This is a genomic window from Streptomyces sp. NPDC059248 (assembly GCF_042753905.1).
Taxonomy (GTDB): domain Bacteria; phylum Actinomycetota; class Actinomycetes; order Streptomycetales; family Streptomycetaceae; genus Streptomyces.
Map to the genome: position 1 here is coordinate 1 of NZ_JBHYZV010000077.1, position 17,735 is coordinate 17,735.

Below are 17,735 nucleotides of genomic sequence, written 5' to 3' on the forward strand. Positions count from 1 at the left end.
TCCTCGGGACGCTCCCCCACTAACGCCAGCTGGCGCTGGGCGTGGCCGCGCAGGGCCTCGGCGTTATTCGCCGCGCGGGTCCTGTCGCCGGGGGCGGGGGTGGGGGGGGGGGGCGCCGGGGCCCGCGGGCGGGCGCCCCGCGAACCGGATCAACGGCCGATCTTCACCGAGTCCCACATCTGGGTCAGGGACCGCTCGCTGTACTGGTAGTTCTCCGAGACGTTGGTCAGCAGGGCGGAGTGCTTGGTGAGCAGCTGCTCCATCGCCTCGACCGCGCTGTTCCAGACCTGCTGCTTCTGCGCGTACACGTCCTTGTCGTCACCGATCCAGGAGTTCCGCAGCTCGTTCAGCTCCGCGTCCAGATTGGTGAGGATGCTGTCGATCGCCTTGGTCTGACTGATCAGATCGTCGGCGGCGTTGTTCATATGCGAGTAGTCGACGTAGATGTAGCCGTCGGAGAAGTCGGTCATGTGCTGTCCTCGTCTCGCGCGAATGCCGGGGATGGAGCGTTGCGGGTGAGCGGACGCGGCGTCGGGATCAGCCGCGCAGCGCGTCGAAGACGGCGTCCGACTGGGCGTACTCCTGGTTGATCGAGTCGACCGCGGAGCCCTGCTGCCTGCCGTGCTCGGCGAGGGTCTGGTTCAGCGTCTCGATCATGTCCTGGACGTTGACCATGATGACGTCGGCCTTCTCCTCCCAGGAGGTGACCAGGTCCGTGAAGGCCTTGCCGTCACTGCCCTTGTAGTGCGTCATCAGGTTGTTCTTGGTGTTCTCCACGTCCTGGCGGCACTTGGTGATGCCGGAGAAGGCCATCTCCAGCGACTGGATGCCGTTCCGGGTCGCGGACTCCTCCGACTGCTGCATTCCGTTCGCGGACATGCCCCGCCTCTCCGTCGTTCGGTCCTGGGCCGCCGATGCTAGGCAGCCCGGATTGCACCCCGGCCCGGCTTTCTTGCCGTCATCTTGTTTTTTCGTTGTCGGCCGTCGCGGTCCCGGTCCCGGTGGTCCCGGTCCCGGTCCCGCGCGCCGCCTTCGCCGGGCCCGTACCCGAGGGCGCCGAAGCGCAGCGCGGAGCGGTGACCGAGACCCGGCCCGCCTCGGCGGCCTCGGGCCGCAGATCGGGTCCCGACGGCAGCATGGCCAGCATCAGGGCGGGCATCTCGCCGGGGGTGACCTTCCGGTAGCCGAGCGCATCGACCGCCGCCGCGTCCGCCAGGCGGTACTTCACCCCGGCCTCGGTGACCAGGTAGAGCGTGCCGCCGAGGTCGCCGCCGCCCGCGCCCACCACGCGCACCAGCGAGCCGCGTCCGGGCCGGACGGCGACCCGGTCGACGGGCACGCAGGGTGCGGCGGCGATTCCGGCGGAGTGCTGGGCGAGTGGCCCGAGTTCGGCGGTGGGGGCCAGGGCGACCCCGAAGCGGGTGCCGTCGCCGTCGGGGGCGACCAGTGCGCAGGGCGTACGGTCCCGGGGCACGGTCACCGCCTTCGGCGGGGTCTCCGGCGCCCGGCCGGGCCGCGCCGCCCGCCCGGCGTCGGGCGCCGCGTTGCCCCGCAGGGCGTCGGAGGTGAGGGCGGCCGGGTTCGGCGCGGCCCCGTCGTAAGCCTCGGCGCGGATCCGCGGATCGGCCAGCAGCAGGGCGAGTTCGGTGGCGGTGAGCGGGGCCAGACCGTCGGCGCGCAGGACGTAGTGGCGCTCGTCGGCGCCCGGTACGGTCAGGGTGAAGAGCTGTCCGACCTTGGTGTCCCGGCCGCCGATCCGGGGTCCCGGCGTCCCTGCCCCCTCGACGGCGGGGGCCGCGAGGTCGGGCCCGGCGGGCAGGGCGTTGAGGAAGGCCGCGGAGACCGGAACGGGGCGTACGGAGGCGTACCCCAGGGCCGCGCCCGCGGTCCCTTCGCGGTCGATCCGCAGCCGGCTGCCCTGCCAGATCAGATAGTCGTGGCCGTCGGGCCCGGCGACCAGCAGCGCCCGGGTACGGTCCAGCCGGTCGCCCGCGCCGTCCAGTCCGATGGCGAGGGTCGTCACGGCCTCGGTACCGCCCGCGCCTCTGGTCTCGGTGACACAGACCTGCCAGGGCGTCCCGGTGAGATCACCCGCGGCGGGCAGTTCGTCGGGGGCGCCCTCGATACCGACGGGAGTGCCGCGCGGAACGCCCTTGAGGGACGCCGTACTCACGGTCGTGGTGCCCAGCTCGCCGCCGCCGATCAGCTTGGCCGACGCGTAGTTGCGTACCGGGCGGAGCCGGCCGTCCAGATAGAGGTAGCGGGCCCCGGTGCCCTTGTCGACGATGAGATCGCCCGAGGTCTTCCAGGAACTCTGTTTGCCGGGGCTGATCAGGCCGACGACGAAGGCCCCGACCGCGACCAGGACGGCGATGATGATGCCGATGGCGACACCGCGGTTGGTACGGCCCTGGGGGCTCTCCGGGGCGTCCGGATCGGAGCGGAGCATGCTCGATGTGAGTCGGCCCATCAGGAACATATGGGCCTGAACCTGGTCGCGCTTGTTCTGCATGGGGTCGGTCGGTCCTTCGCGTCGGCGGTCCGTCGTACGGCCGGGCGGCGGGCCCGGATGGCCCGGGGGCCTGCGGGGGCGGCGGGCCCGGATGGCCCGGGGGCCTGTGCCGGTCGGTCCGTAGGCCGGTCGGTCCTGTGGAGGTCGGCCCGAGGGCCGACCGGTCCTGTGCGGGTCAGCCGTTCATGGCCCGCAGCCATCCGTAGGCGCCCAGCACCCACAGGGCCAGCGGCAGCAGACTGATCGCCATGGTGGAGTGCAGGATCTCGGCCGCCCGGCCCCAGTACGGCACCAGACGCCTGCCGGGCACGGTCCACGAGGCGATGGCCAGGGCGGCGGCGATCGCGCCGAGCCCGGCGACCAGCAGCAGCCGCTCCGCCGGAGCGGCCCGCTCGGCCGCCGCGTACACCGGCAGTCCCGCGCCCCAGACACCGGCCGCGACCAGCGAGAGCCGCTGCAGGACGTTGCCGAGGGCCCTGCTGTGCAGGAACAGCAGCAGCGACAGGGCGAGCGCCAGCAGCACGGTCGGCAGGGTGAACCGGTGCGCCAGGCCGGCCAGACAGGCCGCGCAGACTGCGGCTGTGGCGGCGTACAGACCGGTCATCCAGCCGTCGGCGACGACCGTACGGGCCGCCACCGCGGACGGGGAATGCGGCTCGATGCCCTCCTGGAGCTGCTCCGCGTTGGAGGGCAGCGGCGGCATCCGGAGACCCGACAGCCGGAACGACATCGACGGCACGAACGCCCCGAACACCACGGCGGCCAGGGCGACCAGCCCGGCCGCGTGACCGGGCCCGAGGTCCGCCGTCATCATCAGCGCCCCGGCCAGCACCACGGCCGCCGCCACCACCACCAGGGCCAGGAAGAGGGCGGCGAACGCGGCGACACCGGCCACCGCGAGCATCGCCCCGCCCGCCGCCGCGGCCCCGGCCGCCAGCAGCCGGGCCCCCAGCACCTCCCACTGGTCGGGCCCTTCGAGCGCGCCGCCCGGCAGCGACCAGCCGGCCAGGGCGAAGTACGGTACGGCGGCCAGGCCGAGGGCGGCGCCCGCCTCCGCGTCGCCGACCGCCCGCCCGGCCGACGCCGCCCCGCCCAGGAGCAGCAGCCCGGTGGCCGCGGCGGCCAGGGCCCGCAGTTCGGCGGAGGGCCCCGGCCAGGCGAGGGCGGCGAGCCCGGCGGCGAGGGTGAGCACCACCAGGAACAGCAGGGTCCGCCGGGAGGCCGCGGCGGTCCAGGCGAACGGCCGGGTCTCCATGGTCTGGGCGACACCCTCCACGAGATCGTCCAGGAGGACCTCGGGCAGGGCGTCGGTATGCGGCCGCAGATGCAGCGTCTCGCCGTCGAGCACCCCGAGCGACTCCAGGCTGGCGTCCTCGTCCAGCGGGGGCTCCCCGAGCCGCTGGAGCACCCAGCCGCCGTGCTCCAGGCCCCGCTCGGCCAGGTCGTCACCGGCGTAGCGGACCAGGGTCGGCAGCAGGTCGGCGACCGGGACGTCGGCGGGGACCGCGAGATCGATGGACTTGCCCGGGGCGCGTACGGTGACGCGGCACAGTTCGGACGTGGTGCTGTCGGTCATGGGGGAACTCACGCTTCGTCGGGAGACCCCGTCGGGTCTCCGGAGGGTCGGTCGATCGCGTCGTGCGGATGGCCGGGCCGCGCGCCGGTAGAGGGCACCGGTTCGGCTGCCCCGCGTGCGCCCGTACGAGTGAACCGTGAGTTGGATCGTAGACTGCCCGTGGCCGGTGGGTTCCGCCCCACGGGGGCGGCCATGACGGTGTGCGCGCTTCATGACGGTCCGTCCAACCCGTCCGATTCATCCGTCCGTTCGCCGTTTCGTGCAGCCCAGGACGGCCGTCGCCCCCATCCCGAGTCCCGCCCGTGCCGTCACCGCGGCGCCCGGAAGGAGAGCACTCGTTGAGTACCGTCCTTTTCCGCCGGCCCGCCCGCAGGCGGGGACCCGAGATGCCGGACGGGGAGCTGAGCCTCCAGGAACCGCCCGGACTCCCCGAGGTCACCCCGGACAGCTCCGCGGTCTGGAACTACCTCCCGATGGCGCTGATGTCGGTCTCCATGGTGCTGATGTACATGCGCCCCGGCGGCTCCCGCAGCGGGGTCTTCATCTATCTCGCCCTGGGCATCATGGTGGTCTCGGCGGCGGCGATGATGCTGGGCCAGTACGTACGCCGGATCAGTGAGCGCAAGCAGCGGCTCAACGGCGAACGGCGCGACTATCTCCGCTATTTGCGCCAGGTACGGCGCAAGGCCCGTACCGCCGTCGTCGAACAGCAGCGGGCCCTGGCCTGGCGGCATCCGGCACCCGACACCCTGTGGTCGCTGGTCGGCACCAGCCGGCTGTGGGAACGCCGCCCGGCGGACGAGGACTTCGGCGAGGTGCGCGTCGCGGTCGGCGACCAGAAGCTGGGGCTCAAGCTGGCCCCGCTGTCCACCAAGCCGGTGGAGGACCTGGAGCCGCTGAGCGCCCACGCGCTGCGCAGCTTCACCCGCGCCTACTCCACGGTGCCCCGGCAGCCGATCGCGGTATATCTGCGCACCTGGGCCCGGGTGCTGTTCCGCGGCGACCCCGAGCGGACCCGCGCGCTGGCCCGGGCGATGGTGGCCCAGCTGGCCGTGGTGCACTCCCCGGAGGACGTCTGGATCGCTGTCTGCGCGGCCGACGACCGGCGGGCGGACTGGGAGTGGGTGAAGTGGCTGCCGCACAATCTGCACCGGGCCGAGTCCGACGGCGCGGGCGCGGTACGCATGGTGGTCACCTCGGTCAACGAGCTGGACGATCTGCTCGGGGCCGAGTTCGCCGAACGGCCCCCGTTCGACCCGGACGCCCGGATCGCCCGCGAGGAGCCGTATGTGCTGGTCGTCCTCGACGGGGTGACCGTCCCGGCCGGTCACCGCGCGGACGGACCCGGCTTCCGCAACACCGTACTGCTCGACCTCGACTCCGCCCTGACCTGGCGGCCCGGCCGGGCGACACTCCGGCTCGACCTGGCCGACGACGAGCTGCGTCTTGTCCGCACCGACCGGGAGCGCAAGGAACAACTGGTGGCGCTGGGCGAGCCCGACGCGCTGGGCACGCCGACCGCGGTGGCGCTCGCCAAGCGGCTTGCGCCGTACCGGATGGGCATCGGCCGGGAGGCGAGCGAGCCGATGGCCTCCGACACCGAGCTGACCGCCCTCCTCGGCATCCCCGATCTGTACCGCCACGAACCGGCGGCGCTGTGGAGCCGGCGTACCCGATCCGAACGGCTGCGGGTCCCCATCGCGGTGGGCCCCGGCGGAACACCGGTGGAGCTGGACATCAAGGAATCGGCCCAGGGCGGCACCGGACCGCACGGCATGCTCATCGGCGCCACCGGCTCCGGCAAGAGCGAGCTGCTGCGCACCCTGGTCCTGGCCCTGGCGCTGACCAACTCGTCGGAGACGCTGAACTTCGTCCTGGTCGACTTCAAGGGCGGCGCGACCTTCCTCGGCCTCGACGAACTCCCGCACACCTCCGCCGTGATCACCAACCTCGCCGACGAGGTCGAGCTGGTCGCCCGGATGCAGGACGCGCTGCACGGCGAGCTGATCCGCCGGCAGGAGCTGCTGCGGTCCGCGGGCAACTACACCTCGGCCCTGGAGTACGAACGGGCCCGCGCCGACGGGACCCCGCTCGACCCGCTGCCCAGCCTGTTCGTGGTCGTCGACGAGTTCAGCGAGCTGCTCGCGGCGCACCGCGAGTTCATGGAGCTGTTCGTGATGATCGGACGGCTCGGGCGCAGCCTCGGGGTCCATCTGCTGCTCGCGTCGCAGCGCCTCGACGAGGGCCGGATGCACCAGCTGGAGTCGCATCTGTCGTACCGGATCGGGCTGCGGACCTTCTCGGCGATGGAGAGCCGGGGCGTCCTGGGCGTACCGGACGCGTACGAGCTGCCGCCCACACCGGGCAGCGGGTTCGTCAAGACGGGGATCGAGGCCCTGACCAGATTCCGTGCCGCGTACGTCTCCGGGCCCTACCGGCGGCGCAGCGGCTCGGCCCACCGGGCCCGGGTGGCCAGCCAGGTCGTCCCGTGGACCTCGGGCTGGGTGGTGCCCCGAAGGCTCCCCGACCCGACCCCCGAGGAGATCCGGGCGGCCGAGACACCGCCGGAGGAGGCCCGGTCGCTGCTGGCGGTGGCCGTGGAACGGCTGCGGGACGCCGGGCCGCCCGCGCACCAGGTGTGGCTGCCGCCGCTGAACGAACCGGCCACCCTCGACGGCATGCTGGCCCTGGAGGCGCACCCCGAGTACGGACTGACCGACCTCGCGGCGCGCGGCCGGCTCACGGCCCCGGTCGGCATCGTGGACCGGCCGTTCGACCAGCGCCGCGACCCCCTGCTGGTCGACCTGTCGGCGGCCGGGGGCCACGCGGGCATCGCGGGCGGCCCGCAGAGCGGCAAGTCGACCCTGCTGCGGACCCTGATCACCGGCCTCGCCCTCACCCACACCCCGCGCGAGGTCCAGTTCTACTGCCTCGACTTCGGCGGCGGCACCCTGGCCGGACTTGCCGGGCTCCCGCATGTCGGCGGGGTCGCCGCGCGGATGGACAAGGAGCGGGTCGGCCGGGTGATGTCCGAGGTCGGCGCCGTACTCGCGCACCGCGAACGGTTCTTCCTCGAACAGGGCATCGACGCGATGCCGGCCTACCGGCGGCGCCGGGCGGCCGGGGAGTTCGCCGACGAACGGCACGGCGACGTCTTCCTGGTGGTCGACGGCTGGTCCACGGTCCGGCAGGACTACGACCACTATCTGAGCACCTTCAACGCGCTCGCCGCGCGGGGCCTCAACTACGGCATCCACCTGCTGATCACCACCTCCCGCTGGGTGGAGCTGACCGCGGCGGTCCGCGACCAGACCGGCACCCGGCTCGAACTGCGGATGGGCGATCCGATGGACTCCTCGATCGACGTCCGCAAGGCGGGCGCGGTGCCGCGGATCCCCGGCCGGGGCCTGACCCGGGACTCCAAGCTGCACTATCTGGCGGCGCTGCCCCGGCTGGACGGCAGGACCGGCGCCGGGGACCTCTCCGACGGCGTCGCCGATCTGGTGGCCCGGATACGGGAACACTGGTCGGGCCCGCCCGCGCCCCCGGTCCGGATGCTGCCGACGCTGCTGCCCGCCGCGGAACTGCCGCCCGTCGAGCCCGACGGTCCGCGGATCCCGCTCGGCGTCGAGGAGAAGTCCATGGGCACCCTGTGGCACGACTTCGCGGCCACCCCCCATCTGATCGTCGTCGGCGACGCGGAGAGCGGCAAGACCAATCTGCTGCGGCTGGCCGCGAAGGCGATCACCGAGCGCTATACCCCCGCCGAGGCGCGGATCATGGTGGTCGACTACCGGCGCGAGCTGGTGGAGGCCGTCCCCGAGGCGTACCGGCTGGGCCACGCCGTGTCGACCGACGCCCTGAAGGAGCTGCTCGACGGCGCGGCGCGGGCGGTGAAGACCCGGGTACCGGGCGCGGACATCGCCCCGTCCCGGATGCGGCTGTGCGACTGGTGGACGGGGCCGAGGCTGTTCGTCCTGGTCGACGACTACGACATGGTCGGCGGCGGCGGCCCACTGAACCAGCCGTTCGCCCCGCTGATGGACCATCTGGCACTCGGCTACGAGGTGGGCATGCACCTGGTCGTGGCCCGCTCGGCGGCGGGCGCCGGGCGCGGTCTGAACGATCCGCTGCTGCGCCGGATGCTGGAGGTCAACACCCCCGGGATCCTGCTGTCCTGCCCGCCCACGGAGGGCTATGTCTTCGGCAACGTCAAGGGCCGCAATCTGATCCCGGGACGGGGCACCCGGATCACCCGCCGCGACAGCGTCGACATCCAGACGGCGCTGGTCGACGCCGGCCGGGAGTCCCCGTGACATCCCCGGCAGCGCGCCCCCTGGCGGCCGCGCGCCCCCTTGCGGCCGTCGGCCTCGACGGCCCCGCGCCGCGCCGCGATCAGGTCCTCCACGGCCCCGCGCCGGTACCGGGCCACGGCCCGCCACGCTCGACGCCACGTCACCACCGCGGACACGAATCAGCCCGCCGGGCGCCAGCCGCGGGCCTTGCCGAGCGGGACGACGACCATCGCCGCGCCCACCACCAGGACCAGCGCGAGGGCGCCGCCGCCGATCAGCAGGGCGCGGTGACGGGGGCCTTCGGCGGCGGACGGGGGGACCACCGCGGGGTCCGGACTCCGCTCGGCGGGTGCCCGTTCACCGGAGAGCAGGGCGGTCAGCGCGGCGTAGACGTCGAGCCGGGGCGTGTGGTCGGGATAGGCGGCCTCGGTGAGCCGGCGCGCGGTCCCGGCGGCGTTCAGATCCGGATGGTAGGCGCGCAGCAGCGCCGCCGCCCCGGCGACATGTGCGGCGGCCAACGAGGAGCCGGAGCCGATGAAATGGCCGTCGCCGCGCGCGCCGATACCGACCACGGCGTCCCCGGGGGCGGACAGATCGGCGGAGAGCGCGGCGGGCGCGTCCTTCGGACGACCCCCGTCGGGCCCGTGGTCGACCACCGACAGCACCCCCGGCAGCCGGGCCGGCCACGAGGGACGGGCCCGGGTGTCGGGCCGCCCGTCGGCGCCCTTCGGGGCGACGTCCGGTACGGCGGGCGCCACGACGAGCACGTCCCGCCCGGCCGCGTACGCCACCGCGGCGGCGAGTTCCGGGCCCCCGGAGTCGAGGACCTGGCCCACGTAGACCACATGGGCGCCCTCGTCCACGGCGGTACGGATCCCGTCGGCGACCAGCCCGCCGTCCGGCACGCCCCGGGCGTCGGTACCGCGTACGGCGAGGATCCGGGCCGCGGGCGCGACACCGGTGACGGTGCCCTTCCCGGTGGGCGCGGCGGCGATCAGCCCGGCGGCGAAGCTGCCGTGCCCCACACAGTCCTCACCGGCTCCGTCCACGGCGGTGACCCGGCCGGTCAGCGCCGGTACCCGGGCCCCGACCCCGGTGTCCACGACGGCTACCGTGACACCGGCGCCCCGGGTGAGCTGCCAGGAGCGGGAGAGCTGGAGCGCCCGATGGGTCCACGGGCTCATCGTCGCCGTCTTGGCCGAGGCCGTCGCGCACGGGTCGCCGGCGGCCATCCGCAGCCGCAGCGGGGGCAGGCTCACCGGATCACCGCCGTCGGCACGGGCGGGCGGCGCCAGCAGCAGCGCGGGTATCGCGACGGCCGCCGCGAGAGAGAGGGCACGGCGACAACGGTCCGACGGCATGCGGCACATGCTAGGCGAAGCGACCAGTCGACTGACCGCACGGACGGGACTGACGGGACTGACCGCACGGACGGGTCCTGGCAGCCGCCCGGCCCGGGCGCCACACAGAAGGGGCAAGCGTGTCACGGCAAGTACTGACGGTCGGTCAGGGACAGTCGGACGAGTTCCGGACGATCGACGAGGCGCTGGCCGCGGCCCGCACGGGCGCGGTCGTCCGGGTCGGCCCCGGGCGGTACGCCGAGAACCTCACCGTACGCACCCGGGTCACGATCGTCGGCGACGGCGATCCGGGATCGGTGGAGATCTGCCCGCGCCGGGGCACCGCTATCACCCTGGTCGCGGATGCCGTACTCCTCACCGATCTGGTGCTCAGGGGCGGCGGTGAGGACGTCGCCGTGGTGGACGCGCCCCGCGGCCAAGTGGCGCTGGACCGCTGTACGGTGATCGGCTCCGGCTGGACGGCGCTGCTCGCCCGGCAGACCGGGTCGCTGGCGATGCGGGGCTGCCGGATCACCAACCGGGAGGGCGCCGGCTTCGTCGACACCTCCACCACACCGAGCGTCGTCGAGGACTGCGTCCTGGAGAACCTCGGCTCGTCCGCCGTCGTCCTGAGCGAGACGGCCCGCTCCACGGTGCGCGACTGCCGGATCCGCGACGCCCGGGGCAACGGCGTACTCGCCAACGGCGAATCCCAGGGCTCCGTCGAGTCCTGCGACATCAGCGGTACCGACAAACCGGCCCTGGCGCTGGAGGGCAGCAGCACCACCCGCGTCGCGCACACCACCATCCGGGACTGCGCGGTCGGCGTCCACCTCTCCAGCGCCTCCCGCCCGGTCCTTGAGGACATCACCGTCTCCGGTACGTCGGGACCCGGCATCGCCCTGACCGAAGGCGCCGATCCGCTGCTGCGCCGCTGCGTCACCACCCGTACCAAAGGCCAGGGACTGCTGGTCGCCGACCGGTCCCGGGGCACCTTCGAGGACTGTGCGTTCGACTCGGCGGCCGGGGCGGCTATCCGGGTCACCGACCACAGCTCACCGGCCTTCCTGCGGACGACGGTACGGGACTGCGCCGACCCGGACGCGGCGGTCCAGCTCACCGAGCACTCCACCGCCGAGTTCGACCGGCTGGAGATCGTCGACCCCGAGGGCAGCGGCGTCTCCGTCCGCGCCAAGGCCAAGCCGCTGCTGCGCCGCGCCCTGGTCACCGGGGCGGGACGGCACGGCGTGGAGGCCGGTGACGAAGGCCGCGGACGGCTGGAGTTCTGCGTCGTGGAGCGGGCCGCCCGGGCGGGGGTGCGGATCGCCGACGGGGCACGGGTCCAGTTCGACGACTGCGCGGTCCGCGACTGCGGCGACGCGGGCGTATCGGTGGGCCGCGACGCCATGGCCACGGTGCGCGACACCGAGATCGCGGACCCCGGCGCGTCCGGAGTGCTCGTGGAGGACGGCGGAGAGGCCGAACTCACCCGGGTACGGATCCACGGCGCCGGAGCCCACGGTGTGCTCCTCACCGCGGGCTCCCGCGCCGAGCTGCGCGCCTGCGAGATCTCCGGCAGCGTCGGCGACGGCCTCCGGGTGGACACCTCCGAGCCGGTGACGGCGCACGGCTGCGCGGTACGCGACAACCGGGGCGCGGGTCTGACCCAGACCCGGGCCGGGGACCGGCTCGACATCACCGACCTGACCAGCGCCGAGAACGGCGCCCCGGACGCCTGGGGCGCCGAAGCGGCGCTCGGCGGCACAACCGGCACACCGGGCGGCCGGCCGGACGACGAGCCGCGGGACCCGCTGGACGAGCTGGAGGCGCTGATCGGCCTCGACGGCGTCAAGCACCAGGTACGTACCCTGGTCAACCTCAACCAGCTGGCACAGCGCCGCAAGAGCCTGGGCATGCCCGTACCGTCGATGAGCCGCCATCTGGTCTTCGCCGGACCGCCCGGTACCGGCAAGACCACCGTGGCCCGCCTCTACGGCTCGATCCTCGCGCAGCTCGGCGTACTGCCGCAGGGGCATCTGGTGGAGGTCTCCCGCGCCGATCTGGTGGCCCAGGTCATCGGCGGTACGGCGATCAAGACCACGGAAGCGTTCAAGAAGGCCATCGGCGGAGTCCTCTTCATCGACGAGGCGTACACCCTCACCTCGGGCGGTTCGGGACACGACTTCGGCCGGGAGGCGGTGGACACCCTGCTGAAGCTGATGGAGGACCACCGCGAGGACGTCGCCGTCATCGCCGCCGGCTACTCCGCCGAGATGGACGACTTCCTCGCCTCCAACCCCGGTCTGGCCTCCCGCTTCACCCGCACCATCGAGTTCGGCAACTACTCCGTCGACGAACTCGTGACCATCACCGAGAGCATGTGCCGCGCCAACCAGTACGAACTGGGCCCCGGCACGTCCCAGGCGCTCGCCGCGCACTACGAGACCATGGAACGCGGCGCCGCCTTCGGCAACGGGCGGGCCGCCCGCCGGGTGTTCGAGGAGATGGTCGACCGCCAGGCGTTCCGGCTGGCCACGATGGACGAACCGGCCGAACGGGATCTGACACTGCTGCTCCCCGAGGACATCGCCGAATCCGCCACGGCCCCCGGCACGGCGGCGGAGGACCGCGAGGCGATGCTGGCGAAGCTCGACGGCATGGTGGGACTGCGCGCCGTGAAACGCGAGGTCACCGATCTGGTCAGCCTGCTCACCACCGCCAAACAGCGCGAGGCGGCCGGCCTGCCCGTCCCCCGTATCAACCGCCATCTGGTCTTCTCCGGCGCCCCCGGCACCGGCAAGACCACGGTGGCCCGGCTCTACGCGAGCCTGCTGGCCTCCTTGGGAGTCCTCTCCCGCGGCCAACTCGTCGAGGTGGCCCGCGCCGACCTGGTCGGCCGGTACGTCGGCCACACCGCCCAGCTCACCAAAGAGGTCTTCCAGAGCGCCCTGGGCGGAGTCCTCTTCATCGACGAGGCGTACACCCTCACCCCCGAGGGCGCGGGCGCCGACTTCGGCCGGGAGGCGGTGGACACCCTGCTGAAGCTGATGGAGGACCACCGCGAGGAGGTGGTGGTGATCGTCGCCGGCTACACCGCCGAGATGCGCGGCTTCCTCGCCTCCAACCCCGGCCTGGCCTCCCGCTTCTCCCGCTCGGTGGAGTTCGAGAACTACACCACCGACGAACTCCTCACCATTCTGGCCCACTCCGCCGAGGAGACCGGCTACACCTGCCCGCCCCCCACCCTGGAAACCCTCCGAGCCCATGTCGACGCGGCCCCCCGCGACCGCACCTTCGGCAACGCCCGCCTGGCCCGCCAACTCCTGGAAACCATGGTCACCCACCAGGCCCGCCGCCTCACCACGGTCCCCCGCCCCACCATCGACGACCTCCGCACCCTCCTGCCGGAGGACCTGCCCGGCTGACCAGCCGACAACCCATCTGATCCTTACGTCAGTTGGGCTACGGTGGACACCCTGTCGCGGCCGGGAGGCGCACCCGCCTCCCGGCGAAATCGGAACCTCGGGGGCTTCGATGGATCCCAACCTGGTCACACTGGCCACCACCGCGGGTACGTCCCTGGTGGCGGTGCTCGTCGCCGAGGGGTGGCAGCAGACACGGGACGGGGTGGTGACGGTCTGGCGCCGCTTCCGTCCGCACTCCGCCGACGAGGTCGAGCAGGCCCTCGAAACCTCCCGGACCAGTGCTCTCGCCGCGGCCGGCCCCGACTCCGCCGGACCGCTGGAGGAGCAGTGGGCCGAGCGGTTCGCGGCCCTGCTGGACGAGTGCCCGGCAGCCGCCGACGACCTCAGGGGCCTCGTCGACGAATGGCGGAGCACGGCCGGCGGACAGCGGATCGACGGAGGGGTGCGCCTGGAGGCGACGGCCCGGGACAACGCCCGCGTCTACCAGTCGGCCAGGGACCAGTACATCACCGAACGATGAGCGACCTGGACAAGTGGGAGGACGGCACACCCGGCCGTCCCCGGACGTACGGTCGTGCCTCCGACAGCGCGCAGGTCTACCAGTCCGGCGCCGACCAGTACGTGACCCATCTCCACATCACCGTCGCGGCCCGGAGCGAGGCCGCCCACGACGCGCGTGACCGGGCCGATGTCGTCGTCCAGGGACTGACCCACGCCGTAGGAGAGCTGAAGGCGCGCTGCGAGGAGCTGGAGGAGAAGGCCCGCAGAGCCAAGGCCGAGGGACGAGCCGAGGCCCACGCCGAGTTCACGGAGCGGCTCCGGAACGCCGAACTGAGCGTCATCAAGGCCCAGCGCACGATGCGGCAGGCCGAGGAGGAACGCGCCAAGGCCGAGGCGCTGTTGGCCCGTGCGCGGCAAGAGCTGGCCAAGCATCGACGCGCCGCGGACCGGGACGAGCCGGACACCCCCCGGGCCGCTCTCGTCGGCCCGTCACCCGCCGATCGGGAAGCGGACCAGTTCTCCGACCTCCTGGAACGTGCCGAGGCCGAACTCGGCTCGGTCCGCGAGGAGCTGCGGCAACTGGGCGAGGAGATCAACGGCCGCGACCACGCCCGGGCCGCCGAGCGGACCATCGAAGGCGAGTGGACCAGCAGCCCCGACCCGTCGCCCCCGCCCACCGCCGCTCCCAGCCCCGCCCGCCCGTCGGCCACACCCCCCAAACGTCAACGGCCCGGCCCGCCCCGCCGCTCCCTGATCGGCTTGGTCTGGCTGCTCTGCACGCTCCCGCCGTGGATTCCGGTGCTGGTCATCACGGCCAACCGCGCGGCGTTCGGCTCGGACGCGAGCCTCTGGGGAGTGCTCCCATTCGCCTTCTTCACCGTGCTCGGCGGCGCGGTGCTGCTGCTTCTCGCCCTTCTCCTCGCGGGCACGGCGGCCATGGACATGCTGAACCGCAAATCGGAGGAGGGCCCCGGCATCACCGCGTTCCTGCTCACCGTCGTGGCATCCGCGATCTTCCTCCTGTCCGCGTTCTTCACCCCCCTGACCTGGCCGGGCCCCGCCGGAGCCTGGGGCCGGGGCCTCGCGTCCCTCGTGGGCCTGGCCTAGGACGGAGAGCTGCGTCCCGAAGTCCGCCATGGACGTATTCGCGCACGGATACGCGCCGTGGATCGTGACCGATGCCTGCGCCTGCGATCGGGTCACTGTCACGCTGGACGACGGTTCGCGTCTGCCGGGCCCGTACGCGGTGTCGCGATCAGGCGGGAGTCATGAGGCCGTCTTCGCAGCGCGCTCTCGCGGTATGAAGGCACGGACGAGCCGGCTCAGTGCTTCTGCCGGTAGGGATCCCTGTACGGCTCCATCGACTGGCGGACCTCGGCCCGGACCGGGTCCATGAGCGGACCCGGGGCGTAGTAGCGGGCGCGGGCCTTGCCGTGGGGGACGAGCCAGCCGCGGGCGACGAGCTCCCGGATATCGCGGATGGCTTGCTGGTCGCTGAGGTCGGCGTCCTGCTGGTAGACGGTGCGGCGGACCTTCGCGTCCGAGAACGCGGGTAGCAGGGCGTACACGACCCGCTCGTCCAGACCGGCTGCCTCGACGCCTTCCACCAGACGGGTCCAGGCCCGCGACATCACGTCGAAGCGACGCTGGGCCTGCTGGGCCTGGCGGTGGTGGGCGGTCAGGCAGAACCGGATCCAGGACCGGGTGTCCCGCTCCGGACTCCAGATTGGGCCGCCTACGTCCTCCAGGACCTGGTAGTAGGCGTACGTGTTCTGTCCTCGGCCGAGCCACTCCTCGATGGAGGAGAATTCGGGCGGCATCAGGGCCTCGCGGGAGAACACCAGGGTGGACAGGGCGCGGGACATGCGCCCGTTTCCGTCCTTCCACGGGTGGATCTTGACGAGGTTGAGGTGGGCCATGGACGCGCGGACGTGGACGGGGGCGTCGAGGTCGCCGTCGTTGAGCCAGTCGATGAACTCCGACATCAGAGCGGGAACGTCCGCCTGGTCAGGAGCGGTGTAGGCGGGGACCAGCGGGTCGTCGGGGCTGGTGACATAGACGGGCCCGTCACGCCAGCGGCCGGGGCGCTTGTCGAGGTGGTGGCCCTGCAGCATGAAGTGCAGACCGTTGAGCAGGCCGGCGTCGTAGCGGAAGTCGTCTCCGGCGTCGGCGAGGGCCTGGATATAGGTCATGCCGCGCTGATAGCCCTCCAGCTCGGCGCGCGTCTTCTCCCCGGTCTCCAGCGGTTCCTCGCCGGACATGAGGGCTTCCACGTCGTCGACCGTCGCGGCGTATCCCTCGATGGTGTTCGACCCGGCGATCGCGCGGGCGGTGAGGTTGCGGCGCAGCTGGCGCGTCCAGCGCGGGGTGGCCCGGAGCATATGGCGCAGGGAGCGACGCATGCTTTCGATCTCGTCGAGGGCCCGCTGGTCGTCGGTGTCCAGGGAGGGAGTGGCGTACAGCATGTCTCCATGACATGATAATTGTGTCATCAAGTCAAATGGGCGCGCTTGGATCGCATCGCCGTCACGGATCTGGTCGCGCGCATAACCGAACGTGTTGACGTTGAGCGGCACGACTTCCCGCTCTTATCCGCATGTGCGGGCCGAAAGGTACTTGGCTGCACTCGGCGCGTGCTGGATCCCTACCAGTTTCGAGCCGCCGCGCGGCGGGCACCGGTCTGCTCCACCGCATGTGGCTGAGATCGACCTCGCCGATGTCCACGCCTCTGCACGGCGGACGGCTGTTGTTCACCGCCGGTGACGAGTTCGGCCTCATGTGCCACCGCACGCATGAAGCCCCCGTGTCGCTCGGGCGTGATTGAACTCGGCCTCGACTACCCCGGGCCAGTCGAAGACGGGGCAGGTGCCGCTTTGGCGCCCGCCCCGCTTCTTGGCTGACGACCCATCAGTACGGCTCTGGCCGGATGCAACTCCCTGGCCGGGTGTGGTTGGGGGAAGTTGCCGCGCCGGCCGGGGCGTATGCAGAACGCGGCATCTCGGTCGGGGTGCATATCGGCCTAAAGTGCCCTCGTGGGCCACGGAAAAGCCCTCAGCAATCGATCTTGCGAAGGGCTTAAAGCAACCTCTGACCTACGAAAATGTGCGCCCCCGGCAGGACTCGAACCTGCGGCCAAGCGCTTAGAAGGCGCCTGGTCATGAGGGCGAAGGTAGCGCGCTGACCTGCGGTGATGGGATAGCGGGCTGTGCCAAGCGGGCTGTTTTCGGCGGATCTCGGGAAACCCTCCTGGGCTGATGGCGACGACGCCCGAGGTCGACCTCGCCGACATTGCGCCGACGTTGCGAACCCTCCTGGGTTGATGACGACGCGGCGCGGTCGCCATCAGCGTGATCCCCGCCGTCAAGTTGCGAACCCTCCTGGGTTGATGACGACACTGCTCGGGCGCCATTCCGGCCATCAATGTCCAATGTTGCGAACCCTCCTGGGTTGATGACGACCACAGGTCGGGGCGGCTCGGACCATGCCCGGTCCGGGTTGCGAACCCTCCTGGGTTGATGACGACGTCCACTCGTGTGCGTGGCCGGGCGGGATGCCGTGTTGCGAACCCTCCTGGGTTGATGACGACACGCCGTCCTGGTCACCCTCTCGCGCCGGGAGCTCATGTTGCGAACCCTCCTGGGTTGATGACGACCTGCTTGGCCTCCAGCAGGGCGGCGCGCAGTTCGGGTTGCGAACCCTCCTGGGTTGATGACGACCAGCCCCAGCACGATCCCGTCCGGGTCGATACCGCGGTTGCGAACCCTCCTGGGTTGATGACGACGTGGATCGGGGATGTCCCGCTGTCCCTGAAGGCCGGGTTGCGAACCCTCCTGGGTTGATGACGACGGCCTTCCTCGGCGGCGATGGCACCTGGACCCCCGTGTTGCGAACCCTCCTGGGTTGATGACGACCCGCGCCGTCAACGAGGTGATCAGGGCCGGGCAACCGGGTTGCGAACCCTCCTGGGTTGATGACGACCCCCGCCGGACTCGGCCCCGGTGGCCGGGCGTTCTTCACGTTGCGAACCCTCCTGGGTTGATGACGACCCCCCGAGGGTAAAGTCCCAGGTCAGACCTCACCCACGTA

10 protein-coding genes, 1 tRNA gene and 1 CRISPR repeat array are annotated in these 17,735 nt (G+C 72.3%); of the genes, 4 read left to right on the forward strand and 7 right to left on the reverse strand.

What is annotated here, in order from left to right:
- Nucleotides 1-149: 149 nt before the first annotated feature.
- The 4 genes from ACFXG1_RS26850 to eccD all read right to left on the reverse strand — a co-directional run bounded on the left by ACFXG1_RS26850 (nucleotide 150) and on the right by eccD (nucleotide 4,088).
- The gene (locus tag ACFXG1_RS26850; protein ID WP_384718556.1) at nucleotides 150-470 is read right to left on the reverse strand and encodes a WXG100 family type VII secretion target; all 321 of its coding nucleotides are present in this window, start codon (nucleotides 468-470) and stop codon (nucleotides 150-152) included.
- Nucleotides 471-537: 67 nt separating this feature from the next.
- Nucleotides 538-879, reverse strand: coding sequence for a hypothetical protein (locus tag ACFXG1_RS26855; protein ID WP_384718554.1), 342 nt, complete (start codon nucleotides 877-879; stop codon nucleotides 538-540).
- A gap of 79 nt (nucleotides 880-958) precedes the next feature.
- A complete protein-coding gene (eccB, locus tag ACFXG1_RS26860) occupies nucleotides 959-2,512 on the reverse strand; it encodes a type VII secretion protein EccB (RefSeq protein ID WP_384718552.1) in 1,554 nt (517 codons plus the stop codon).
- Between the two features lie 175 nt (nucleotides 2,513-2,687).
- Nucleotides 2,688-4,088 carry a type VII secretion integral membrane protein EccD gene (gene eccD / locus ACFXG1_RS26865; protein ID WP_384744897.1) on the reverse strand — a complete coding sequence of 467 codons (1,401 nt, stop codon included), beginning with the start codon at nucleotides 4,086-4,088 and terminating at the stop codon, nucleotides 2,688-2,690.
- Nucleotides 4,089-4,426: 338 nt separating this feature from the next.
- Here eccD and eccCa point away from each other — a divergent pair, with 338 nt between their 5' ends.
- Nucleotides 4,427-8,404 (forward strand): type VII secretion protein EccCa, encoded by a 3,978-nt coding sequence (gene eccCa, locus ACFXG1_RS26870; RefSeq protein ID WP_384744900.1) that lies wholly within the window; start codon nucleotides 4,427-4,429, stop codon nucleotides 8,402-8,404.
- Nucleotides 8,405-8,562: 158 nt separating this feature from the next.
- Here eccCa and ACFXG1_RS26875 read toward each other — a convergent pair whose 3' ends face one another.
- A complete protein-coding gene (locus ACFXG1_RS26875) occupies nucleotides 8,563-9,744 on the reverse strand; it encodes a S8 family serine peptidase (RefSeq protein ID WP_384744902.1) in 1,182 nt (393 codons plus the stop codon).
- A 119-nt stretch (nucleotides 9,745-9,863) separates the two neighbouring features.
- On the opposite strand from ACFXG1_RS26875, the gene ACFXG1_RS26880 reads away from it, so the two are divergent.
- From ACFXG1_RS26880 to ACFXG1_RS26890, 3 genes are all read left to right on the forward strand, one after another.
- Nucleotides 9,864-13,148, forward strand: a complete 3,285-nt coding sequence (locus ACFXG1_RS26880; protein WP_384710580.1) for a right-handed parallel beta-helix repeat-containing protein — start codon at nucleotides 9,864-9,866, stop codon at nucleotides 13,146-13,148.
- 109 nt (nucleotides 13,149-13,257) lie between these two features.
- Complete coding sequence (locus tag ACFXG1_RS26885) at nucleotides 13,258-13,668, forward strand: hypothetical protein (RefSeq protein ID WP_384710583.1); 411 nt, start codon at nucleotides 13,258-13,260, stop codon at nucleotides 13,666-13,668.
- A complete protein-coding gene (locus tag ACFXG1_RS26890; protein ID WP_384710586.1) occupies nucleotides 13,665-14,756 on the forward strand; it encodes a hypothetical protein in 1,092 nt (363 codons plus the stop codon). Before ACFXG1_RS26885 ends, ACFXG1_RS26890 begins: the two co-directional genes overlap by 4 nt.
- Nucleotides 14,757-14,971: 215 nt before the next feature.
- Here ACFXG1_RS26890 and ACFXG1_RS26895 read toward each other — a convergent pair whose 3' ends face one another.
- A complete protein-coding gene (locus tag ACFXG1_RS26895; protein WP_384710589.1) occupies nucleotides 14,972-16,114 on the reverse strand; it encodes a Fic family protein in 1,143 nt (380 codons plus the stop codon).
- A 643-nt stretch (nucleotides 16,115-16,757) separates the two neighbouring features.
- Nucleotides 16,758-16,833 (reverse strand) — tRNA-Arg (locus ACFXG1_RS26900).
- Between the two features lie 49 nt (nucleotides 16,834-16,882).
- A CRISPR array of direct repeats spans nucleotides 16,883-17,695; the repeat unit is 29 nt; unit sequence GTTGCGAACCCTCCTGGGTTGATGACGAC.
- Nucleotides 17,696-17,735 lie beyond the last annotated feature (40 nt).

Excerpts from the sequence above, each read along its gene's own strand:
- ACFXG1_RS26850 (WP_384718556.1), bottom strand. The coding sequence starts at position 470 with ATGACCGACTTCTCCGACGGCTACATCTACGTCGACTACTCGCATATG.
- ACFXG1_RS26855 (WP_384718554.1), bottom strand. The coding sequence starts at position 879 with ATGTCCGCGAACGGAATGCAGCAGTCGGAGGAGTCCGCGACCCGGAAC.
- eccB (WP_384718552.1), bottom strand. The coding sequence starts at position 2,512 with ATGCAGAACAAGCGCGACCAGGTTCAGGCCCATATGTTCCTGATGGGC.
- eccD (WP_384744897.1), bottom strand. The coding sequence starts at position 4,088 with ATGACCGACAGCACCACGTCCGAACTGTGCCGCGTCACCGTACGCGCC.
- ACFXG1_RS26875 (WP_384744902.1), bottom strand. The coding sequence starts at position 9,744 with ATGCCGTCGGACCGTTGTCGCCGTGCCCTCTCTCTCGCGGCGGCCGTC.
- ACFXG1_RS26885 (WP_384710583.1), top strand. The coding sequence starts at position 13,258 with ATGGATCCCAACCTGGTCACACTGGCCACCACCGCGGGTACGTCCCTG.
- ACFXG1_RS26890 (WP_384710586.1), top strand. The coding sequence starts at position 13,665 with ATGAGCGACCTGGACAAGTGGGAGGACGGCACACCCGGCCGTCCCCGG.
- ACFXG1_RS26895 (WP_384710589.1), bottom strand. The coding sequence starts at position 16,114 with ATGCTGTACGCCACTCCCTCCCTGGACACCGACGACCAGCGGGCCCTC.